The 17,921-nt window shown below is 64.5% G+C and carries 12 protein-coding genes; 3 read left to right on the forward strand and 9 right to left on the reverse strand.

Annotated features, from left to right (window positions below; translation table 11 throughout):
* Window positions 1-87 precede the first annotated feature (87 nt).
* Both JQS30_RS02230 and JQS30_RS02235 read right to left on the reverse strand, forming a co-directional pair.
* Entirely contained in the window at window positions 88-906 is an 819-nt protein-coding gene (locus tag JQS30_RS02230) for an ABC transporter permease (RefSeq protein WP_213171781.1), read from the reverse strand.
* The gene (locus JQS30_RS02235; RefSeq protein WP_246498009.1) at window positions 903-1,874 is read right to left on the reverse strand and encodes an ATP-binding cassette domain-containing protein; all 972 of its coding nucleotides are present in this window, start codon (window positions 1,872-1,874) and stop codon (window positions 903-905) included. Before JQS30_RS02235 ends, JQS30_RS02230 begins: the two co-directional genes overlap by 4 nt.
* A gap of 88 nt (window positions 1,875-1,962) precedes the next feature.
* Here JQS30_RS02235 and JQS30_RS02240 point away from each other — a divergent pair, with 88 nt between their 5' ends.
* Window positions 1,963-2,772 (forward strand): TetR/AcrR family transcriptional regulator, encoded by an 810-nt coding sequence (locus tag JQS30_RS02240; RefSeq protein WP_246498010.1) that lies wholly within the window; start codon window positions 1,963-1,965, stop codon window positions 2,770-2,772.
* A gap of 91 nt (window positions 2,773-2,863) precedes the next feature.
* On the opposite strand, the gene JQS30_RS02245 is transcribed toward JQS30_RS02240, so the two are convergent.
* Together JQS30_RS02245 and JQS30_RS02250 are read right to left on the reverse strand one after the other, a co-directional pair.
* Window positions 2,864-4,519 (reverse strand): phospho-sugar mutase, encoded by a 1,656-nt coding sequence (locus JQS30_RS02245; protein WP_213171784.1) that lies wholly within the window; start codon window positions 4,517-4,519, stop codon window positions 2,864-2,866.
* A 215-nt stretch (window positions 4,520-4,734) separates the two neighbouring features.
* On the reverse strand, window positions 4,735-6,894 hold the full coding sequence (locus JQS30_RS02250; protein WP_213171785.1) for a serine/threonine-protein kinase: 2,160 nt from the start codon (window positions 6,892-6,894) through the stop codon (window positions 4,735-4,737).
* A 339-nt stretch (window positions 6,895-7,233) separates the two neighbouring features.
* Between JQS30_RS02250 and JQS30_RS02255 the strand changes: the two genes are divergently transcribed.
* Window positions 7,234-8,829, forward strand: a complete 1,596-nt coding sequence (locus JQS30_RS02255; RefSeq protein ID WP_213171786.1) for an acyl-CoA mutase large subunit family protein — start codon at window positions 7,234-7,236, stop codon at window positions 8,827-8,829.
* Between the two features lie 157 nt (window positions 8,830-8,986).
* Here the strand turns inward: JQS30_RS02255 and JQS30_RS02260 are convergent, their stop codons facing one another.
* The 3 genes from JQS30_RS02260 to JQS30_RS02270 all read right to left on the reverse strand — a co-directional run bounded on the left by JQS30_RS02260 (window position 8,987) and on the right by JQS30_RS02270 (window position 12,874).
* Window positions 8,987-10,261, reverse strand: a complete 1,275-nt coding sequence (locus JQS30_RS02260) for an MFS transporter (RefSeq protein ID WP_213171787.1) — start codon at window positions 10,259-10,261, stop codon at window positions 8,987-8,989.
* A gap of 264 nt (window positions 10,262-10,525) precedes the next feature.
* Window positions 10,526-11,488, reverse strand: coding sequence for a quinone oxidoreductase family protein (locus JQS30_RS02265; protein WP_213171788.1), 963 nt, complete (start codon window positions 11,486-11,488; stop codon window positions 10,526-10,528).
* A gap of 108 nt (window positions 11,489-11,596) precedes the next feature.
* Entirely contained in the window at window positions 11,597-12,874 is a 1,278-nt protein-coding gene (locus JQS30_RS02270; protein WP_213171789.1) for a nucleotide sugar dehydrogenase, read from the reverse strand.
* 637 nt (window positions 12,875-13,511) lie between these two features.
* Here JQS30_RS02270 and JQS30_RS02275 point away from each other — a divergent pair.
* Window positions 13,512-14,774: a glycosyltransferase gene (locus JQS30_RS02275; protein WP_213171790.1), complete on the forward strand. Its 1,263-nt coding sequence runs from the start codon at window positions 13,512-13,514 to the stop codon at window positions 14,772-14,774.
* Here the strand turns inward: JQS30_RS02275 and JQS30_RS02280 are convergent.
* Together JQS30_RS02280 and JQS30_RS02285 are read right to left on the reverse strand one after the other, a co-directional pair.
* A complete protein-coding gene (locus JQS30_RS02280; RefSeq protein ID WP_213171791.1) occupies window positions 14,685-16,217 on the reverse strand; it encodes a glycosyltransferase family 2 protein in 1,533 nt (510 codons plus the stop codon). The two genes, JQS30_RS02275 and JQS30_RS02280, sit on opposite strands and share 90 nt — an antisense overlap.
* A 137-nt stretch (window positions 16,218-16,354) precedes the next feature.
* The gene (locus JQS30_RS02285; RefSeq protein ID WP_213171792.1) at window positions 16,355-17,893 is read right to left on the reverse strand and encodes a glycosyltransferase family 2 protein; all 1,539 of its coding nucleotides are present in this window, start codon (window positions 17,891-17,893) and stop codon (window positions 16,355-16,357) included.
* Between the last annotated feature and the right edge of the window lie 28 nt (window positions 17,894-17,921).

Below are 17,921 nucleotides of genomic sequence, written 5' to 3' on the forward strand. Positions count from 1 at the left end.
GGGCCAGACCAGCCCCCACTCCTCTGAGCCCCGACACCCAAAGTGGCCTAGCCAGACTGTCGCTGGTGGCCCGCCACGCTAAGTGATCTAGCGTCCCAGCGCCCGATACTTCCGCATCGCCAAGGGCACAAAGATCGCCAGCAACACCAACGGCCACAACATGGCCAGCAGCACCGAATTATCGGTCACCCACGAGCCACCACTAAAACCAGGATTGCCAAAAAGCTCCCGCGTGGCCGCTGCGGTCGCCGAAATTGGATTCCACTGAGCTAGCGCACCGAGCCAACCGGGCATCGTCTCAGGAGAGACGAACACGCTAGAGGCAAAGGCGAACGGCCACACCATGATCTGTACGGCTACCACTACCTGCGGATCGTTCGCCACCAAACCCAGATAGATCCCCACCCAGGTCACCGCCAGCCGCAGCCACAACAGCAACCCAATCGCCGCCAACGTCTGCGTAATGGAGCCATGTGCCTGCCAGCCCACCAGCAACCCACACGCCATGACCACAGCCAAGCCCACGACCGCGTTGACCATATCGGCGGCACCGCGACCGGCCAGAACCGCCGAGCCAGCCATGGGCAACGACCGGAACCGGTCGGCCAACCCCCGCTGAGCATCGGTCGTCACCGCCATCATCGTCGACTCCATACCGAAGAGCATCGTCAAGACGAACATCCCCGGCAAAAGGAACTCGCGGTAGTCGCCCCCGCCAGGCACCTCCATAGCCCCGCCGAGGAAGTAGCCGAACATGAGGATCATCAACACCGGGAACAGCAACCCGATGAGCGGTGCCGCGGGCTTGCGCACCCAGCGCAGCAGCTCCCGCCGCGTCAGCGTCCAACCGTCAGCGAGGGCCCAACCGAGGCGATTCGACCGCGCGACTGCCTGTACTTGACTCATTGTGCTCCTTGTGTTGCGGCCGTCAGATGCAAAAACACTTCGTCGAGAGTGGGGCGACGCAGACCAATGTCCTCCACGTCGATATCGTTCTCCTCCAAGTCGCGCAGGGCTTGCGACAACGCCCGCATCCGATCGGCGACCGGGGCCGACAGCATGCGGTTATGCGCCTGGACCTCAACCTGCGTGCCCGCGACCTGGCGCACGATCGCCTCAGCGGCGGCAAGGTCATCGTGGCGACGCACCACCACATCCAGCCGGTCTTGCCCGATGATCTCCTTCAACGTCGAAGGCGTGCCCTCGGCGATCACCCGGCCCCCCTCATCCCCAGGCGAAGCCAGCAACGAGATGTGATCGGCCAACTGATCGGCCTCCTCCAAATACTGCGTCGTCAGCAGCACGGTCGTGCCAGCCGCGACGAGATCCCGCACCGCCTGCCAGACCTCGTTGCGCGAACGGGGATCCAAACCCGTCGACGGCTCATCCAAAAACAGCACCGTGGGCGCCATGATCATCGCCGCAGCCAGGTCGAGGCGCCTCCGCATCCCACCTGAATACGTCTGGGCTCCCCGGTCGGCCGCCGAGACCAAGTCGAAGCGCTCCAGTAGCTCCGCAGCGCGCTGGCGGGCGCGTTTCGCGCCCAGGTGATAGAGGCGGCCAAACATTTCCAGGTTCTGGCGACCGGTCATTTCCTCGTCGATGGCCGTGCTCTGCCCGACCAGGCCGATGTGTCGCCGCACGTTGTAGGCGTCCTTGACGATGTCGAACCCGGCGATGGTGGCTCGGCCCGCGTCGGGGGCCAGCAGGGTGGCCAGTAGCCGAACGGCGGTGGACTTGCCGGCCCCGTTGGGGCCGAGCAGCCCGTGGACGGTCCCGGCGGCCACGGCGAGGTTGAACTCTTTGAGAGCGGTGGTGCCTTTAAAGGACTTGGTGAGCCCTTCGGCCCGGACGACAGTTTCGTGTGCTTGCACCTGTTCTCCATTTCCGTATGTCGTACGGTTATGGAGTATAGTATTATCCTTATGGAATACGGAAATGATTGTGGGGTATGTCACTAAAATGGCTGAGCAGTACAGCGGGACCGGAGATCCCAAGCGCAGCATGGATCTGTTGTGGCACCGATACGAAGCGCCCAAACGAGGGCGGAAGGCGCGAATTTCGGTGGAACAGATCGTGGAGGCGGGCATCGACATCGCCGATGCCGAAGGCCTGGAGGCGCTCTCCATGCGCAAGGTGGCCGAAGCATTGGGCGTGGCCACCATGTCGCTGTACTCGCACGTGCCGAGTAAAGCCGAGCTGATCGACTTGATGGTCGACCGCGCCAGCGCCAAACACCTCAACCTCGGCACAGTGCTCCACGAGGGGCCAACAGCGCCCAGCACCCAGACCTGGCGCAGTGGCCTGGAGGCCATCGCCCGGGGCGATTGGGGTCTGTACCGCCGCCATCCGTGGCTGCTGCAAGTCTCCACGAGCCGCCCCAATCTCGGGCCAGCCACTATGGACAAGTACGAGCGGGACCTGCGGGTCATCGAAGGGCTGGGCCTGAGTGATGTGGAGATGGACGCCACCGTCAGCATGATCAACGGTTTCGTACGCGGAGTGGCGGCCATGGCGGCAGAGGCCCAAGCATCAGAGGGCAAAACCGGTGTGTCGGACCAGGAATGGTGGGAGAGTTTCGCGCCGTTGCTGGCCGAAGTCATGGACGAATCCGCCTACCCGACCGCCTCGCGCGTGGGTGCCACGGTGGGGGAGGAGTTCCAGTCACCCAATCAGCCGGACTTCGTCTTCGAGTTTGGATTGCAGCGGCTCCTAGACGGAGTGGCGAGGCTCATCGAACAGCGACAGCCCGGCCAGCCGGGCGAGGGCTAGGCGGGTAGTGGCCGCAGCAGGCGCGCGGGCCCCAGCTAGATGCCCTCATCCATCGATGGGGTGATCCCGCCGGGGCCCGCGCGACGACGCCTCAAATCCCGAGAATGTTCTCCATCTCGGTTTTAAGAGCCTGCAAACTAGCCCGGGCTCGCTCGGTGGCGGACTCGCGGTCAGAGCCGATGGTCTCGCGAACCTCCAAGTAGGCCTTCAGCTTCGGTTCGGTGCCGGAGGGACGACACACTGCGCGAACCGTATTGGTCTCGATGATGACCACATCGGCCTCGGGCAGCAAATCCTGCCACTCCTTGACCGGTTCATCGAGCAGCGTACTGGGCTTGCGGGCCCGCAGACGAGACATGCAGTCGGCGATGTCCTGCACGTCCTCCACCCGCACCGACAGCTGGTCGGTCAGGTACAGGCCGAATTCTTGGGAGATCTCGTCAAGGCGCTCCTGCAACGTCTCCATGCGGGCGGCCTGCCCGGCGGCGATCTCGGCCACCAGCAAGGCCGCGGTGATCCCATCCTTATCGCGGACGGTGTCGGGGCTGACGCAGTAGCCCAACGCCTCTTCGTATCCAAACGCGAGGTCCGCCGCCGCGCGTACGATCCACTTGAAACCGGTGAGCGTTTCGTTGTAGTCGCGTCCCCGCTGGTCACACATGGCCTTCAGCAGGGTCGAGGAGACGATGGTGGTTGCGTAGGTGCCGGTCTTCCCCTTGCGCATCAGGTGGTCGGCCAGCAGGATGCCGACCTCGTTGCCGCTGAGGGCCCGCCAATTCCCGTCGCGGGTGGGGATGGCCACGGCGCACCGGTCGGCGTCGGGGTCCAAGGAAATGGCCACGTCCGCGCCCTCGGTGCGGGCCAGCCGCAAGAGCAGGTCCATCGCCCCTGGCTCTTCGGGATTGGGGAAGGCCACGGTCGGGAAATCCGGGTCGGGTTCGGCCTGTTCGGGGACGAGGACCGGGGCCGCGAAGCCCGCGGCCTTAAGCGCCGAGGTGAGCACGTGGCCCCCGACGCCGTGCATCGGAGTGGCGACGATGGACAGCTGTTTGGGGTCGTGCGGATCGACCACGGTGGCGGCATCGGCCACATAGGCCTCGACGATGTCGGTGCCCAACGTGGTGCCCGGCTCGCCCAGCGGGATCTGTTTGAGCGGACCAAGGTCGGCGATGGCCATCTCAATTTCGGTGTCCACCGGTGAGACGATCTGGCCGCCGTTGCCCCGCTCGCCGCCGAGCTGTTCGCCCAAGTACACCTTGTAGCCATTGTCTTGGGGCGGGTTGTGGCTCGCGGTCACCGTCACGCCAGCGGCGGCACCTAGCTTGCGCACCGCGTAGGCCAACACGGGAGTGGGAAGTGGTTGCGGCAGCAGGTAGGCCTCGCGTCCCGAACCGGTGACGACGCGGGCGGTTTCGGAGGCGAATTCGTCCGAACGGTGCCGGGCGTCGTAGCCGATGACGACTGGCCCGGTGGCGCCTTTGGCGTTGAGCCAGTTGGCCAGTCCGGCGGCGGCGGAGCGGACAACGGCGAGGTTCATTCCATTGGGGCCTGCCCGCAGCGGGCCGCGTAGCCCGGCGGTTCCAAAGCGCAGGCGGGAAGCGAAGCGGGAGGCCAGTTCCGCCGCGCTGCCCGGGAGCGCGTCGAGCAGCCCGTAGAGCTCGTCGCGGCTGGACTTATCGGGATCGTCGGTGATCCACCGCAGCGTGGCGGCGCGGAGTTCGTCTAGGTCAACCATGGTCTGTTCCATGTCGAAATATTCGCATATCGGGCCGCCATATGGGGGCCAGGCGGCACTACCGAGTCGCAATCCACAAAAGGTAGGATGAATTTTGGCGCGGGCCCATCAGGCGGCTCGACGGACTCCCTAGCGTGCGCCGACAGCGGTCCGCCCGGCAGCACTGGGCCAGGCGAACGAGCCGCCGCAAGCGCCGATCGCATGAACCTGCGTTAGCGGACCCGGCGTCAATCAACGGTGAAGGAATCGACCGCTTCGTGGTAGACCTGCTCGGAGAACTCCCACTGATCGGCCGCGCCCGACACGTAAATGCCGATGCCGGGACCCTCAGGGCTTTGCACCACTCCCCAAATCGAGTGCCGCTCCTCCCCAGAGGCCGACAACGTCCCGGTGTACTCGATGACATGGCCCGACATGCCGCCAAACTCCACCGGATCCAACCGCACGATATCGATGTCCCGCATGTGCCCCGACTGCTCCATACCAGCGATCATGTCGTTGAGGAAACCATCGATCGACGGGTCCAGAATGCGCCACGAATTGGAGTAGAAACGCACCCACTGCGACGTGTCGTCGGGGTTGGCGTACTCGATGTAGTCCTCGCCGTTGTTGCCCTCACCCCAGGCGGCCGGGTAATGGGCGCTGAAGCCATTGGCGTCCTTATGCAAAGCCGTCTCAAAGCTTGGCGTCTCATCGTCGGGATCGGCCGAGTCGCTAGTATCCGAGGCGTCGTCGGCAGGGGAAGGGCCGCCGCCGTCACCATTGAGCGCCGACATGTACAGCAAGAACGACAGGCCACCCGCGACCAACAACAAAATACACACGATGGCGACGGGCTTGGCCTTCGACGACTTCTTCGGGCCAGGAGGCTCCGGCATGTCGCGGCTCGGCTCGCGACGAGGCGGCGGCGCCGGTGGCGCGGAACTGGGAGGCACCTGCTGATGTTGGCCGGTGCTCTTCGGGGCCAAAACGCCCGCCAGTTCTTGCCGCACCTGCGCCAACGTCATGCGATGCTCGGGCTCCTTGGCCAGCATCCCGGCCAAGAGAGTAGTCAACGGGCCCGCATTGCGCGGAGACTCCGGCGGATCATGGACGACCGCGCGCATGGTGCTCACCGCGTCGCCGCGATCAAACGGAGGCCGACCCTCGACAGCCGCGTACAAGGTCACGCCCAGACTAAAGATGTCGCTCGGTGGATCGGCCTTACCGCCCACAGCCCGTTCGGGCGCGATGTAGTGGGCCGACCCGAGCACTTTGCCCGGAGTGGTGCCATTGGAGACGTTATGGGCCTGCGCGGCCCCGAAATCGCTCAGGACGCACCGGCCATCGGCCGAAACCAGCACGTTGCCCGGTTTCACATCCCGATGCACGATCCCCGCCTCATGCGCGGCCTGCAACGCCCCGACCAACGCCAGCCCGATCTTCGCGACCACGCGGGGAGGCAGGGGGCCGTCACTGGCGAGGATCTCCGACAGCGACCGAGACTCCAGCAGCTCCATGACGATCCACGGCAACCGGTCATGGGTGACCACGTCGAACACGCGCACCACCGAGGGATGCGACAGTCCGGCGGCGATCTGGGCCTCCCGGACCGAACGCTCCAACAACAACTGGCGTTCGTTTGGAGGAAGCCCAACGGGCAAAAGTACCTCTTTGAGCGCCACGTCGCGTTGCAAAACGGTGTCCTTGGCCCGCCAGACGGTACCGTTACCGCCCTTGCCGACCAGGTCGATCAGCTGGTAGCGCTGCGCGACCATCGTGCCGGGGCCCGCCGGGGCCGTCTGGTCCGGAATCGGAGGTCGCGCGGCGTAATCGGCCCCCGGGGGCACCTGAGTGAAACTGGGTCCCGGTCTCTCGCCCGGGTCGAAATGTTCGCTAGCGCCGGGCCGCGCCGCGAAGGAACCGCTATGCGCGCCGGGCCGCCATGCGCCCGAATTGTGGCCAGCGGGGTCCCGCTGCGGCGGGGGAGCATGCAAATCCCGCTCAAAATGCGATCCGGAATCCCGATAATCGGCCAAAGCTGAATCAGGAGGGCCCCCAGGCCCTCCATGACTAGGCAAGCTGTCGCTGTTGGACCGTACCCCGAAAGCATCGAACGACGTCATCGAACCGCTGGGCTCCCGATTGGGAAGCGGCCGGTCGCCGTGCACGTCACGAACCGGCAGGTCAGACGAGGGCAGAGCTCGCGGCCGGGCATCGGCCGAAGACACAGCGAAAGAGCGCGACGGGCCATCGCCACGGGCAGGCCCTGGATTCAGCCCCGAGTGCTGTCCTGGGCGCTCCGTGCGGGTTCGCATCGGATCGGGCTCGCCACCATTGAAAGCTGGGCTGTGGATCGATCCACCGTTGCCAGGCCCTTCGCGGCCAGCGTCCGATGAATAATGCATCTGCTGCTCCTTGAAAGGGGGTCGCCACTAGTGTGCCCCGCGGATGCCAGTGGCAAATACGCACCCCACTCATTTTTCCCCATCCACGCCTAGAAGTGGTGCCACCAACGCCGAGCCGCGCGCAAAAATCACCGCCAGTGGTGACGCGCCTTCACTGTGGCACACTCCCGCCCCGTACGACACCCCCAAAATAGACCGAAGTTAATGCCGCAAACGGGCACCGAACCGGCCAATGTCAACCACAAAGGCCACGTGCCCAGCGACAGCGGTAGTCAGATTTGCCACCAAACCCCGACGCTTCCTCGCCCACAGCCCACCGGTCGCTTTAGGATGACGGGTATGGCACAGAAGCCGCAAGCATCACGAAGCAGTCAGTCCGGGTTCCCCATCGCGCCGCTATACGGACCCGAGGACCTCAGCGACGATCTCGCCGAGCGCCTCGGAGAACCCGGACAGTACCCCTACACCCGTGGGGTCTACCCGACCATGTACACCCAACGCCCCTGGACGATGCGGCAATACGCCGGCTTCGCCACGGCCGAGGAATCCAACCGCCGCTACCGGCAACTCCTCGACGCTGGAACCATGGGCCTGTCCGTCGCCTTCGACCTGCCCACCCAAATGGGCTACGACTCCGACCACTCCATCGCCGCAGGCGAAGTGGGTAAAGTCGGCGTCGCCATCGATTCGCTCGACGACATGAGAACCCTGTTCAACGAGATCCCCCTCGATCAGGTCTCCACCTCCATGACCATCAACGCCCCGGCAGCGCTCCTACTGCTGCTCTACCAGCTGGTCTCTGAAGAACAAGGCGCAGATCCGGCCGACCTCAAGGGCACGATCCAAAACGACATCCTCAAGGAATACATCGCGCGCGGAACCTACATCTTCCCGCCCGCGCCCTCCCTGCGCCTGGTGTCGGACACGTTCGCCTACTGCCACAAGGAACTGCCCAACTGGAACACCATCTCCATCTCGGGCTACCACATGGCCGAAGCCGGAGCCAGCCCCGCCCAGGAGATCGCCTTCACCATCGCCAACGGCATGGAATACGTCCGAGCCGCGCAAGCGGCGGGCATGAACGTGGACGACTTCGCGCCCCGGCTGTCCTTCTTCTTTGTCGCCCGCGCCACGCTGCTCGAAGAAGTGGCGAAATTCCGCGCCGCCCGCCGCATCTGGGCCAAGGTCATGAAAGAGGAATTCAACGCCCAAAACGAGAAGTCGCTCAAACTGCGCTTCCACACCCAAACCGCAGGGGTTGAGCTGACCGCTCAACAGCCTGAGGTGAACCTCGCGCGCGTGACAGTGCAGGCGCTGGCGGCCGTCATGGGCGGAACGCAGTCGCTGCACACCAACGCTTTCGACGAGGCCATTGCCCTGCCCACCGAGAAGTCGGCCCGTCTGGCGCTGCGCACCCAGCAAGTCATCGCCAACGAGACTGACTTGACGGCGACGGTCGACCCATTCGCCGGTTCCTATGCGGTGGAGGCGATGACCGACGAGGTCGAGGCCGAGGCATGGAAGCTCATTGACGGCGTGTTCGCGCATGGTTCGTCGGTGCAGGCCATCGAGCAGGGTTTCCAAAAGAGCGAGATTGAGCAAAGCGCCTACCACATCGCCAAGTCGATCGATAACAACGAGCGTGTTGTGGTGGGTGTCAACAAGTACCAGTTCGATGACGATGAGCCCTATAAGCCGTTGCGAGTGGACCCGACGATCGAGGCCGCGCAAGCCGACCGTCTCAAGGCGATCCGGGCCAAGCGTGACAACGCCGAGGTCGAGCGCTGCTTGGCTGCGGTGAAGGCCGCCGCGCAAGGAGACCAGAACGTCCTCTACCCGATCAAGGACGCGCTCAAAGCCATGGCGACCGTCGGCGAAACCTGTGACACGCTGCGGGAAGTCTGGGGCCGCTACGTCCCGCCGGAGTTCTTCTAACCGCACTCGATTCCCCAGTGGGGCCAACGACGAACGAGAACCAGGCCGACTCAGCACGCTTCTGAGTCGGCCTGGTTCTCGGTATCGAGCCGATGGAAAAGGGGCGAGCCCACCGCGTTCGCGCCCGGGCATCGACGTCAGGTCAGTGGCGACCGATTCAGCTTCTTACAGCTGGCTCCAGCGGTGCGGAGGTCTGCGCCGGAGTCACCGGAAGCGGAGCCACCAGAGCGGCCACGGCCACAAACAGGGGAATGAACATCGAAATCCACAAGACCAGTGAGAACGAGTCAGTCCAGTCATAGAAGACCGCAAACAACACCGGTGAAAAAGCAGTACTGCCCACGCTCACCGAAGCCACGGCCCCCCGAATGGAACCGATATGGGCCACACCGAACAAACGCGGGGTCATGGCAGCTTCAATGACCCGGACCGCATTGCCGGCCGCCCCAATGGCGATCCCAAATCCCAACGCCGACCAGCCAGGCGTGACCACGGTGCCCCAGGCGATCGCGAAAGCAAAGAGGAGCATCGACACCGCCAAGAGACGACGCGGCCCCATCCGGTCAACCAGATACCCCAACATCAACGTGGCGATAATGCCAGCGATGGACTGCGGTACAAAGTTCGCGGCCGCCTCGGTGGCGGTCAGGCCGTGTTCACCCAGCAACGCGATTTGATGGAAGGCGATAGCGGTACCAAAGAACCCCGCCGCGCCCACAGCACTGAGCAAGACCCAAAAGTACGGATGACGCATCGCCTCGGCCCGGGTCACTCCCCATTCGGGCACTACAGTCGTTCCCGTCGCCAATTCACCGTCGACCCGTTGGCCGATATCGCTGGGACGGTTGCGCACCAAGAACAACGCCAGCGGAATGACCACCACCGCGATGACGGCCGCTTCGATGAGCATGGCGGTACGCCAGTCGGTCGCGGCGATCAGACGCTCAAGCAGCACCGGTGATGCCGCGATGACGCCCCCGCCGATGGCGCTTTGAATGCCGAGGGCCGTGCCCCGGTGTTTGTCATACCAGCGTGAAACCAACGTGGCCGCGCATAGCCCCAGCGCGCCTTGTCCCAACATCCGAATGCCGACGAAACCGGCCCCCAACCCGATGATGCTGGTTGCGAAAGACAGTCCGATCAGGGAAAGGCTGAAGCCACCGGCCACGACCGCCATCGTCAACCTGGTGCCATATTTGTCGACCGCGCGACCAATCCAGGGAAGCGAGAGGGCACCGACGAGCGTGCCAATCAGGTAGGCGGTGGAGATCGCGGTGCGAGAGACTCCGATATCGCTGATCATCGGGTCCAGGAAGACCGAAATGGCAGCGGTTTGGCCCGGAGCGGTCAGGCTGACCACTATGGTGGCGACGACGACGATGCGGGGACCGGCAAAGCGGCGAACACCGGTGGTTGGCTCGGTGGCGATCATGTGAGGTGGGCTCCGGCCATGGTGGAGGATGAGCGGGCAGTGATAAGTGTCGATGCGAACGAGGGGCGGCGTGAAGTCTACTGCGCAAAAGGCCCCAAATGTGTCGTGTGTGATGAATCTCAGCCTGTTGGCCAACACCGCGACTCACCAGCGAGACAAGAGAAGAGCACCTACCTCCGCGGTGCCCTCGTCGGTACATCTCCGCACATTGGCAGGTGCTCATGAGCTCGTTGAACTCGATAAACATTGTTGGTCTTGCATCGGCTAGGGGATGAGGAGGACCTTTCCTGTCGTCTGCCTGCCCTCTAGCGCCTCATGGGCGGCCGAGGCGTTGGACAATGGAAATTCTGCCCCCACCCGTACAGTGAGCTGATCGTCGCCGATGAGCCTGAACAGTTCCCCTGTGCGCCACTGATATTCCTGGGGCGTGGCGATAAAGTCCGCCAGCGTCGGCCGGGTCAGGAAGAGCGAACCGCCCTGGGCCAAAATCTGCGGATCAATGGGTTCAACCGCCCCCGAGGACTGCCCGAACAGCGCCATCGTTCCGCGCGGACGCAATGCCTCCACGCTGGAGGCAAACGTGTCGCGCCCGACCCCGTCGAACACCGCGTGGACGCCAAGTCCGCCCGTTAGCGTTCGCGACAATTCCACGAATTCCTCATAGCCACACACCGCGTCAGCGCCGTTATCGCGGGCCAACGCCTGCTTGTGCGCGGTTGAGGCTGTGGCGATGACATGGCCTCCGCGCTGTTTGATCAGTTGGGTCAGCAACAGGCCAACGCCACCAGCGGCCGCGTGCACCACTGTCCATTCGCCGGAGCGAACCGGATGCACCGAGGTGCACAGATAATGCGCCGTCAAACCCTGCAACATCACCGAGGCCGCCGTGCGGATATCGATATCGTCGGGCACCAACGCCAGCTGATCGACATCGGCGATGATCACATCGGCATAGGAGCCCGACACGGAAGACCAAGCCACCTTGTCGCCCACCTGCACACTGGTGACGCCCTCACCCAGCGCGGTGACCACGCCGGCTCCCTCTGAGCCGGGAGTGAAGGGCAATGGCAACCGATAGGCTCCGCTGCGGTGGTAGGTGTCGATGTAGTTGACGCCGATCGCCGCCACTTGAATAGCCACCTGCGCGGCCTTTGGGGTCGGTTCGGGGACGTCGGTGGGGTGAAGCTGCTGTGGCCCACCGGTTTCCTCGACCAGAATCATGCGCATAGTCAATCGCCTCCAGTGCTCGACTATAGGCATTCACACTAGCCAGTGTCGATGATCGCCCCAGGGTCCCAAGGACGAAGATTCTCGATCTCGGCGGTGGCGAACGGGTTAAAGCTGTTCCACGCTGGCGGCGGAGTGTCGGCGCAGTTGGCCGCGAGTATCCAGCAGCAGCCCCGGCATGTCGGGGATAGTCTGGGCGTATTCGGCGTGTGCTGTCAGCAGGATCGTCAAATCCACCCCAGTGGTATCCACAGTGGGTATACGGTCGATGGCGACCCCGTCGACGCTCCATTGATCCACATGCGGATCGTGATACGTCAGCCGCGCCCCTGCGGCCAGCAACTTGCGGGCCACCGCTTCGGAAGGCGACTCGCGCTGGTCTGCGATGTCAGGCTTATAGGTCACTCCCAACAACAACACCCGCGCCTTCGACAAAGGCAGCTGGGCGAGGTTAAGCAGCTGGGACGCCCGCGACACCACATAGTCGGGCATCCGGTTATTGATCTCCTGCGCCAACTCAACAAACCGAAACGGGTAGCCCAGCGTGCGCACTTTATAGGACAGATAGTTCGGGTCAATGGGGATACAGTGCCCGCCCACCCCCGGCCCCGGGTAAAACGCCTGGTAGCCAAATGGTTTGGTCGAAGCCAGCGCAATCGCGTCCCACAAGTCCACGCCCAGCTCTCGACAAAACACCGCCATCTCGTTGACCAGAGCGATATTGACGTGCCGGTAGGTGTTCTCCAACAGTTTGGCCATCTCGGCCTCGCGTGGGCCCCGGGCTGTCACGACCTGGGAGACGAACGCCTCATAGAACTCGCGGGCCCGCTTGGTGCACCCGGGTGTCAGCCCGCCGACCACCTTCGGGGTATTGGTGATCGTGAAGTGGGCGTTGCCAGGGTCGACGCGCTCGGGCGAAAAAGCCAGATGAAAGTCCGACCCGGCCACTAGCCCATGCTTCTCCAACAGCGGTGCCACCACCTCCTGTGTCGTTCCCGGGTAGGTGGTCGATTCGAGTACCACCAGCGTTCCGGCCCGCAGATGCTCCGCACACGATTCGCTGGCCGCGGTCACGGCGCTCAGGTCGGGGCCGCCGGTATCGGACAGTGGTGTCGGCACGCAGATCACCACCACGTCGGCTCGCGCCTGAACTGACGCGTCGGCGCTGGCCCGGTATCCCTGGGCCAGCATCTGTTTGACCTCCGCGTCGGAGATGTCGTCAATGTGGCTGTGCCCGCTGTTGAGGTCGGCGACGACGCTCGGTGAACGGTCCAGCCCGATGGTGGTTAGTCCGGCCGAGGCGCAGGCTTGGGCCAAGGGAAGGCCCACATAGCCTTGCCCCACGATCACGACCGTGGGAGTGGAGGTGGTCTCGGTTGCCTGCACAAGTGTCCCCTTGCGGTTGGGCGGATGGGTGAACTGTGACGCCCGGTGCGCCTCAATGGCCTCGCAAAAGTCGCTTGCCGGGCCCGAGCTCGCATCGTTGCGGCCTACGCGAAAGTGTGAATTCCAGGCCGCGACTGGCGAAGTTTACGAAGGTAAACGAGCCGATGAGTATGCCGAAAGTGCCTTTTGCATAAGCCTCGTTGTCAAATTCTCGGTAGTTGCACCGTAGGTTTCGCCGCTGAATGAAAAGGGTTATCGGGGTAAACGTCGGTGAGGATGAGGTGAATTGCCGGTGCGGCTTTTGCGGGCGGACCGGTCGGTGTTTTTACACATGCCGCCTTGTGCGGCCTTGCATCCGCCTCTTCGCGCACGTGTTGGCATATGGCGTGCCACGAGGCTTGCGTACAAGGGTGATTTCCAGGCCGCGAGAGGCGAAGTTGACGAAGGTAAACGAGCCGATGAGTTCGCCGACAGTGCCTCTTGTGTGAGCCTCTACTTGAAATGCCGATTTTTACGGGCCATCCGGATAATCCGCTAGCGAACCCTTGCGACACGTTCACGGTTAGTACATTGTTATTTCACGCCTGCGCATGATCGATGACAGTTGCTTTCCGCTTTGCCTTTTTAACGTTTGCGCATGTTGCGGCTTAGCGTGATCATTCCGGTCTATAACGTCGAGGATTGCCTAGCGGATTGCCTCGACTCGATTCTTGGCGACGCTAGCGCCGATGCTGCCCAAGGGTGGCAGGTCGAAGTCATCGCCGTCGATGACTGCTCCACCGACTCCTCACTGTCTATCCTCGACGCCTATGCGGCCTTCGACACGCGATTGCGCCTGCTGCGCACGGAGCGAAACTCAGGCTCCGGGCCCGCGCGCAACCTGGGCTTCGCCCACGCCACCGGCGACTATGTGTGGTTCGTCGACGCCGACGACGTGGTGGTGCCCGGCGCGATTGGCCACGTGTTGCGTCGTTTGAGCGAAGCCACCGGGGCCCGACGGCCCGACGTGTTGCTCGTCGGACACGAAAAGATCGACGATGAGGGGCGACCGGCAGCGGGCAACCTGGACCAGCTGGTCGCGACCGCGCCCATGCGACCGGCCACGTCGCGACCTGGCGAGCAAACGCGGCCTGGCGAGCAGATCAACCGCAGCCGTGGCCTGCTGCGACCCGGACGCACCGGGGTCAGCCGAGCCGCGCCCGCCCGGCAATGCCCGACGAACATCGCCCTGACTGGCTTTGCCCTCAGCGAATGGCCCGAGGCCATCCATTACACCCACACTCCGTGGACCAAGATCGTACGGCGGCGATTCCTCGCCGACACTGGCCTCACCTTCCCCAGCGGCTGGTATACCGACCTGCCGTGGACCTATGGACTGTTGGTTCGGGCCGCGCGCATAGCCGTGCTGCCGTCAGTGGTCTACCGCTGGCGGCAGCGTCGCAGCGGCTCCATTACGCGCACCCAAGACCGCCGACACTTCGAGGTGTTCACCCAATGGGAGCGAACCTGGTCGGCCCTGCCCGAAACGGTGCCCCAGGCAATCCGGCGAGAACTGTTCGCCCGCATGGCCTGGCACCTGCTGTTGGTGGCGGGCAACAACGAACGGATTCGACCGCGCGACCGCCGCGCCTTCTTCCGCCGGGCCGCGCGACTATATCGCCGGTACCTACCGCCGGAGGGCTACCCGATACCCGGTGGCGTCAATGGCCTCAAACAGCGCATCCTCGCCTCAGGCTCCTATTCGGGCTATGCGCTGACGCGTCTGGCTTGGCGCACCTGGAACGGTCTGCGGCCGCAACGCGAGGAGGAACTAGCGCCACCACAGCAGACGTCGCACAGCGCGCTTGGCCGCCCCCACTCCCGCCCGACCGGCCAGAGCCGACGCAGAATCCGCGCCTGAGCCAGCCAGCGGGAAGGAGAACGCGTCGACTCCCCACACCTGCGCGACGACCTGGTCAAGCTCCTCGTCGCCGCCGCGCGGCAACAAGTGCCGCGCCCGGGCCACCGCCGCGGCCCGCTCCAGCCGCATCGGCCCCGCGTCGGTGTCGATGGTGGCCACACCCAGCTGACGCCGGTTGAACTCACCTATGACGTCGCGTAGCACATGCCGAGGAGCGATCAGCCCGGCCGGTACCCACAACCGGTAGGGAGTCAGCGCCTGGGGCGCAAACGAGGTCGCGAACCGCACCCGGGCATCGCCGCGAAACATCTCCCGCAACAACGTGCTGACCAGATGAGGGTGATCAAGCGGGTCGTGTCGGCCCGTCGGAGGCGCAGGCCACTGTGGTGCGATCAGATGGAGCCGCACATCCGGGGTCGAACCGGCCAACAGGCCATTGGCGGTCCGTTCGGTCGCCTCAATATCGGTCACCTCAATGGCCACCTCCACCAGCGGTGTGGCCCAACCGCGCGCGGCGCGAGGTCGTTTCGGGTCCAGCTCAGGCACCCGGTTGGCCAAGAACGGTTTGCGGTAGCGCTTGGCCTCCTCGCCCCGCCCGTTGATCTGGGTACGACCCAAATGCCAGGCCGAGGCATCGCGGCTGAAATCATCGCCGGTGGGAGCATCGTCGGGCACGAACACCGCCCCCGCCTGCGAGGCCCGGTAACCAAACTCAGTGTCGGAACCCAGCAGCATGGTGGAGTCAAACCCACCGGCGGCCTCGAACAGGCTACGACGCATCGACCACGTGGCACCCGTAGTCACCCGAAACGCCCGATGGTTCTCCGTGGCCAAGCCGTCGGTACGGTCGATAATCGCAGCGATCCAATGCGGGTCCCCGCCCTCGAACAGCTCCCCAGCCCGGCCCGCGGCCACCATTTGCCGCACCACATGCGGGCTCAGCTGACCGGGCTCATAGTCGACAAACCGCTTGTGCCCCAACACCAGCAGGTAGTCACACACGTGATGCCAGCGCATGTGCGAGGCCACATGCTGGCCAAAGGCCAGCATGTCGGAGTCCAGCCGCATCACCACGTCGGCCTCACTGGCCGCGACCCCACAATTGGTGGCCTCAGCCGAGGACCACCGGCCCGACTGCGGCGTGATCACGCGCGCGTTCAACTGGCTGTGCGCGGGTATGCGCAACGGTGGGTCGGAGCCGTCGTCAACCACGATCACCTCCAGCAGTTCGCGCGGATAGCTTTGCGCCGACAGCGCCGCCAGGATGACCTCAAGGCGATCCTGATTACCATGCGCGGGCACGATGACGCTGACGCTCAGCTGGGCCCGATCCCACCTCAACGCCGGTCGCAGTGGCCGATAGTCATTGCGCCTCAGCCGGGGCGGCCCCGCCGTCGCGGTGGGGCCCGGCGGGGCCGGCTCGGCCATGATCGTGTCGTTCACTTCTGCCTCCCAATAACGAGGTCACTTATGTGGACTAAGCCCCTGGCGGCTGATGCAAAAGGCACGTTCGGTGTTCTCGTCGGCTCGTTGAAGAGCGCAAATTTCGCCTCCTGTGGCCTTGAGTTCGCACTTTTGCATCAGCTTCCTGGCAGGCGGCCTTGGCGTAGCCGATGCAAACGGTGCCGCACCGGCCCTGGCAACAACGTGCGCACCGCACGGCGGGCCAGGCTGGCCCTGGGCGGGGTAAACGCCGTGACCGATGCGGATCGCCGGTTCGTTCCCGCCAGCCCTCGACGAGTGCTCGCGCCCCAAATCTGGGCCACGACGCGGTCGAGGTCGTGTTGCTCGGGGTCGCCTTCGGCCAGCCGCGCGGCGCGAGCGAACGCGGCGCGTCGCTCCAGACGGGCCTGGCCGCCGCCGGGCAGCTCAACGGTGACCAGCCCGGCCCGGTCGGCATCAGCCGCAGCCGTCAGCCGCCGCACCGTGTCAGTCGAGGTGGCCTCGGGGTAGGGCAGCAGCAGCCGAAACGGCACCGCCGGGTCCGCAGCGGGGGAGCTCTCCAATAGCCGCACGCGGCTCTCGTGCCGGTAGTGTTCGGCGACCAGCCGCAGCTGGGCGGCAGAGCTAGACAGATCCGTGGCCCTCTCCTCGCCCTCGGGCCAGCCCCGCGCGGCCACGAGACTGACGCGCACGTCGCTGACCGTGGCGTCCAACAGGGGAGCCACCGCCGCGTCCACGTTGTCGACAGTTTCCCCAGCTGGAATATCGATGACGATGTCAACGTAGGGCACCTGCCAGGCCCGGCCGGGGCTAGAACGCCGCGCCGCCAGCAGCGGCACGCGCTGTGCGACAAAGGGGGTGCGGAAACGGCGACCTTCGACGGCGCTGGCTTGCATGTGGGAGGTGCCCAGGTGCCAGGCCGAGGAGGTGGTCTCCGGCACGAACACCGCCCCGGCTTGGGCCAGCCGGTAGGCGAATTCGGTGTCTGAACCCAATGGCAGCGAGGGGTCCATACCGCCTACTTCGTCAAACAGTTCGCGTCGGAGAGACCCGGTCGCGCCGACGAACACTCGGTAGGAGTCGACGCGGGCTTGTAGTAGTTGGTTGGTGTCATTGAGGACCGTTTCGATCCAGTGCGGTGCCGAGTGCTGGTGTCCGCGCAATGTGCGTACCTGGCCGCTAGTGACCGCCGCGAATATCTGTTCGGGAGTGAACGCGCCGCTGGTGTAGTCGATAAAGCGCTTGTGGCCCAGCACGGCCAAGTAGTCCGCGCAGTGGTTCCAGCGCATGTGCGCTTCGAGGTGGTCGGCGAACGCGACCATGTCGGAGTCAAGCCGCACGATCACGTCGGCGCAGGAGGCGGCGACGCCGTGATTGACCGCGTAGGCCGAACCCCACCGGCCTCTCGGCGGGCGCAATAGTCGAGTGTTCTCCGGTTTGATGGGTGGCAGCCGCAAGGGTGGCTCGGAGTTGTCGTCGACGACGATGACTTCGAACAATTCGCTTGGGTAGGTTTGGGCGGCCAAAGAGGCAAGAGTGAGGTGAAGTTTGTCGGGGTGTCCGTAGGCGGGGACGATAACGCTGGCGGTCAGTTGAGGAGTCCATTGTGCCGAGTTTGGCAATGACAGTACGCTGTAGTCATTGCGCACAATGCGGGGAACAAATGTGGTAGCCATTTGTTCGCAACATTAGCTTTGCGATCGG

The organism is Natronoglycomyces albus, assembly GCF_016925535.1.
GTDB lineage: Bacteria > Actinomycetota > Actinomycetes > Mycobacteriales > Micromonosporaceae > Natronoglycomyces > Natronoglycomyces albus.

Coding starts and splice junctions, on each gene's coding strand:
- JQS30_RS02230 (WP_213171781.1), bottom strand. CDS start 906: ATGAGTCAAGTACAGGCAGTCGCGCGGTCGAATCGCCTCGGTTGGGCC.
- JQS30_RS02240 (WP_246498010.1), top strand. CDS start 1,963: ATGGCTGAGCAGTACAGCGGGACCGGAGATCCCAAGCGCAGCATGGAT.
- JQS30_RS02245 (WP_213171784.1), bottom strand. CDS start 4,519: ATGGAACAGACCATGGTTGACCTAGACGAACTCCGCGCCGCCACGCTG.
- JQS30_RS02250 (WP_213171785.1), bottom strand. CDS start 6,894: ATGCATTATTCATCGGACGCTGGCCGCGAAGGGCCTGGCAACGGTGGA.
- JQS30_RS02255 (WP_213171786.1), top strand. CDS start 7,234: ATGGCACAGAAGCCGCAAGCATCACGAAGCAGTCAGTCCGGGTTCCCC.
- JQS30_RS02260 (WP_213171787.1), bottom strand. CDS start 10,261: ATGATCGCCACCGAGCCAACCACCGGTGTTCGCCGCTTTGCCGGTCCC.
- JQS30_RS02265 (WP_213171788.1), bottom strand. CDS start 11,488: ATGCGCATGATTCTGGTCGAGGAAACCGGTGGGCCACAGCAGCTTCAC.
- JQS30_RS02275 (WP_213171790.1), top strand. CDS start 13,512: ATGTTGCGGCTTAGCGTGATCATTCCGGTCTATAACGTCGAGGATTGC.
- JQS30_RS02285 (WP_213171792.1), bottom strand. CDS start 17,893: ATGGCTACCACATTTGTTCCCCGCATTGTGCGCAATGACTACAGCGTA.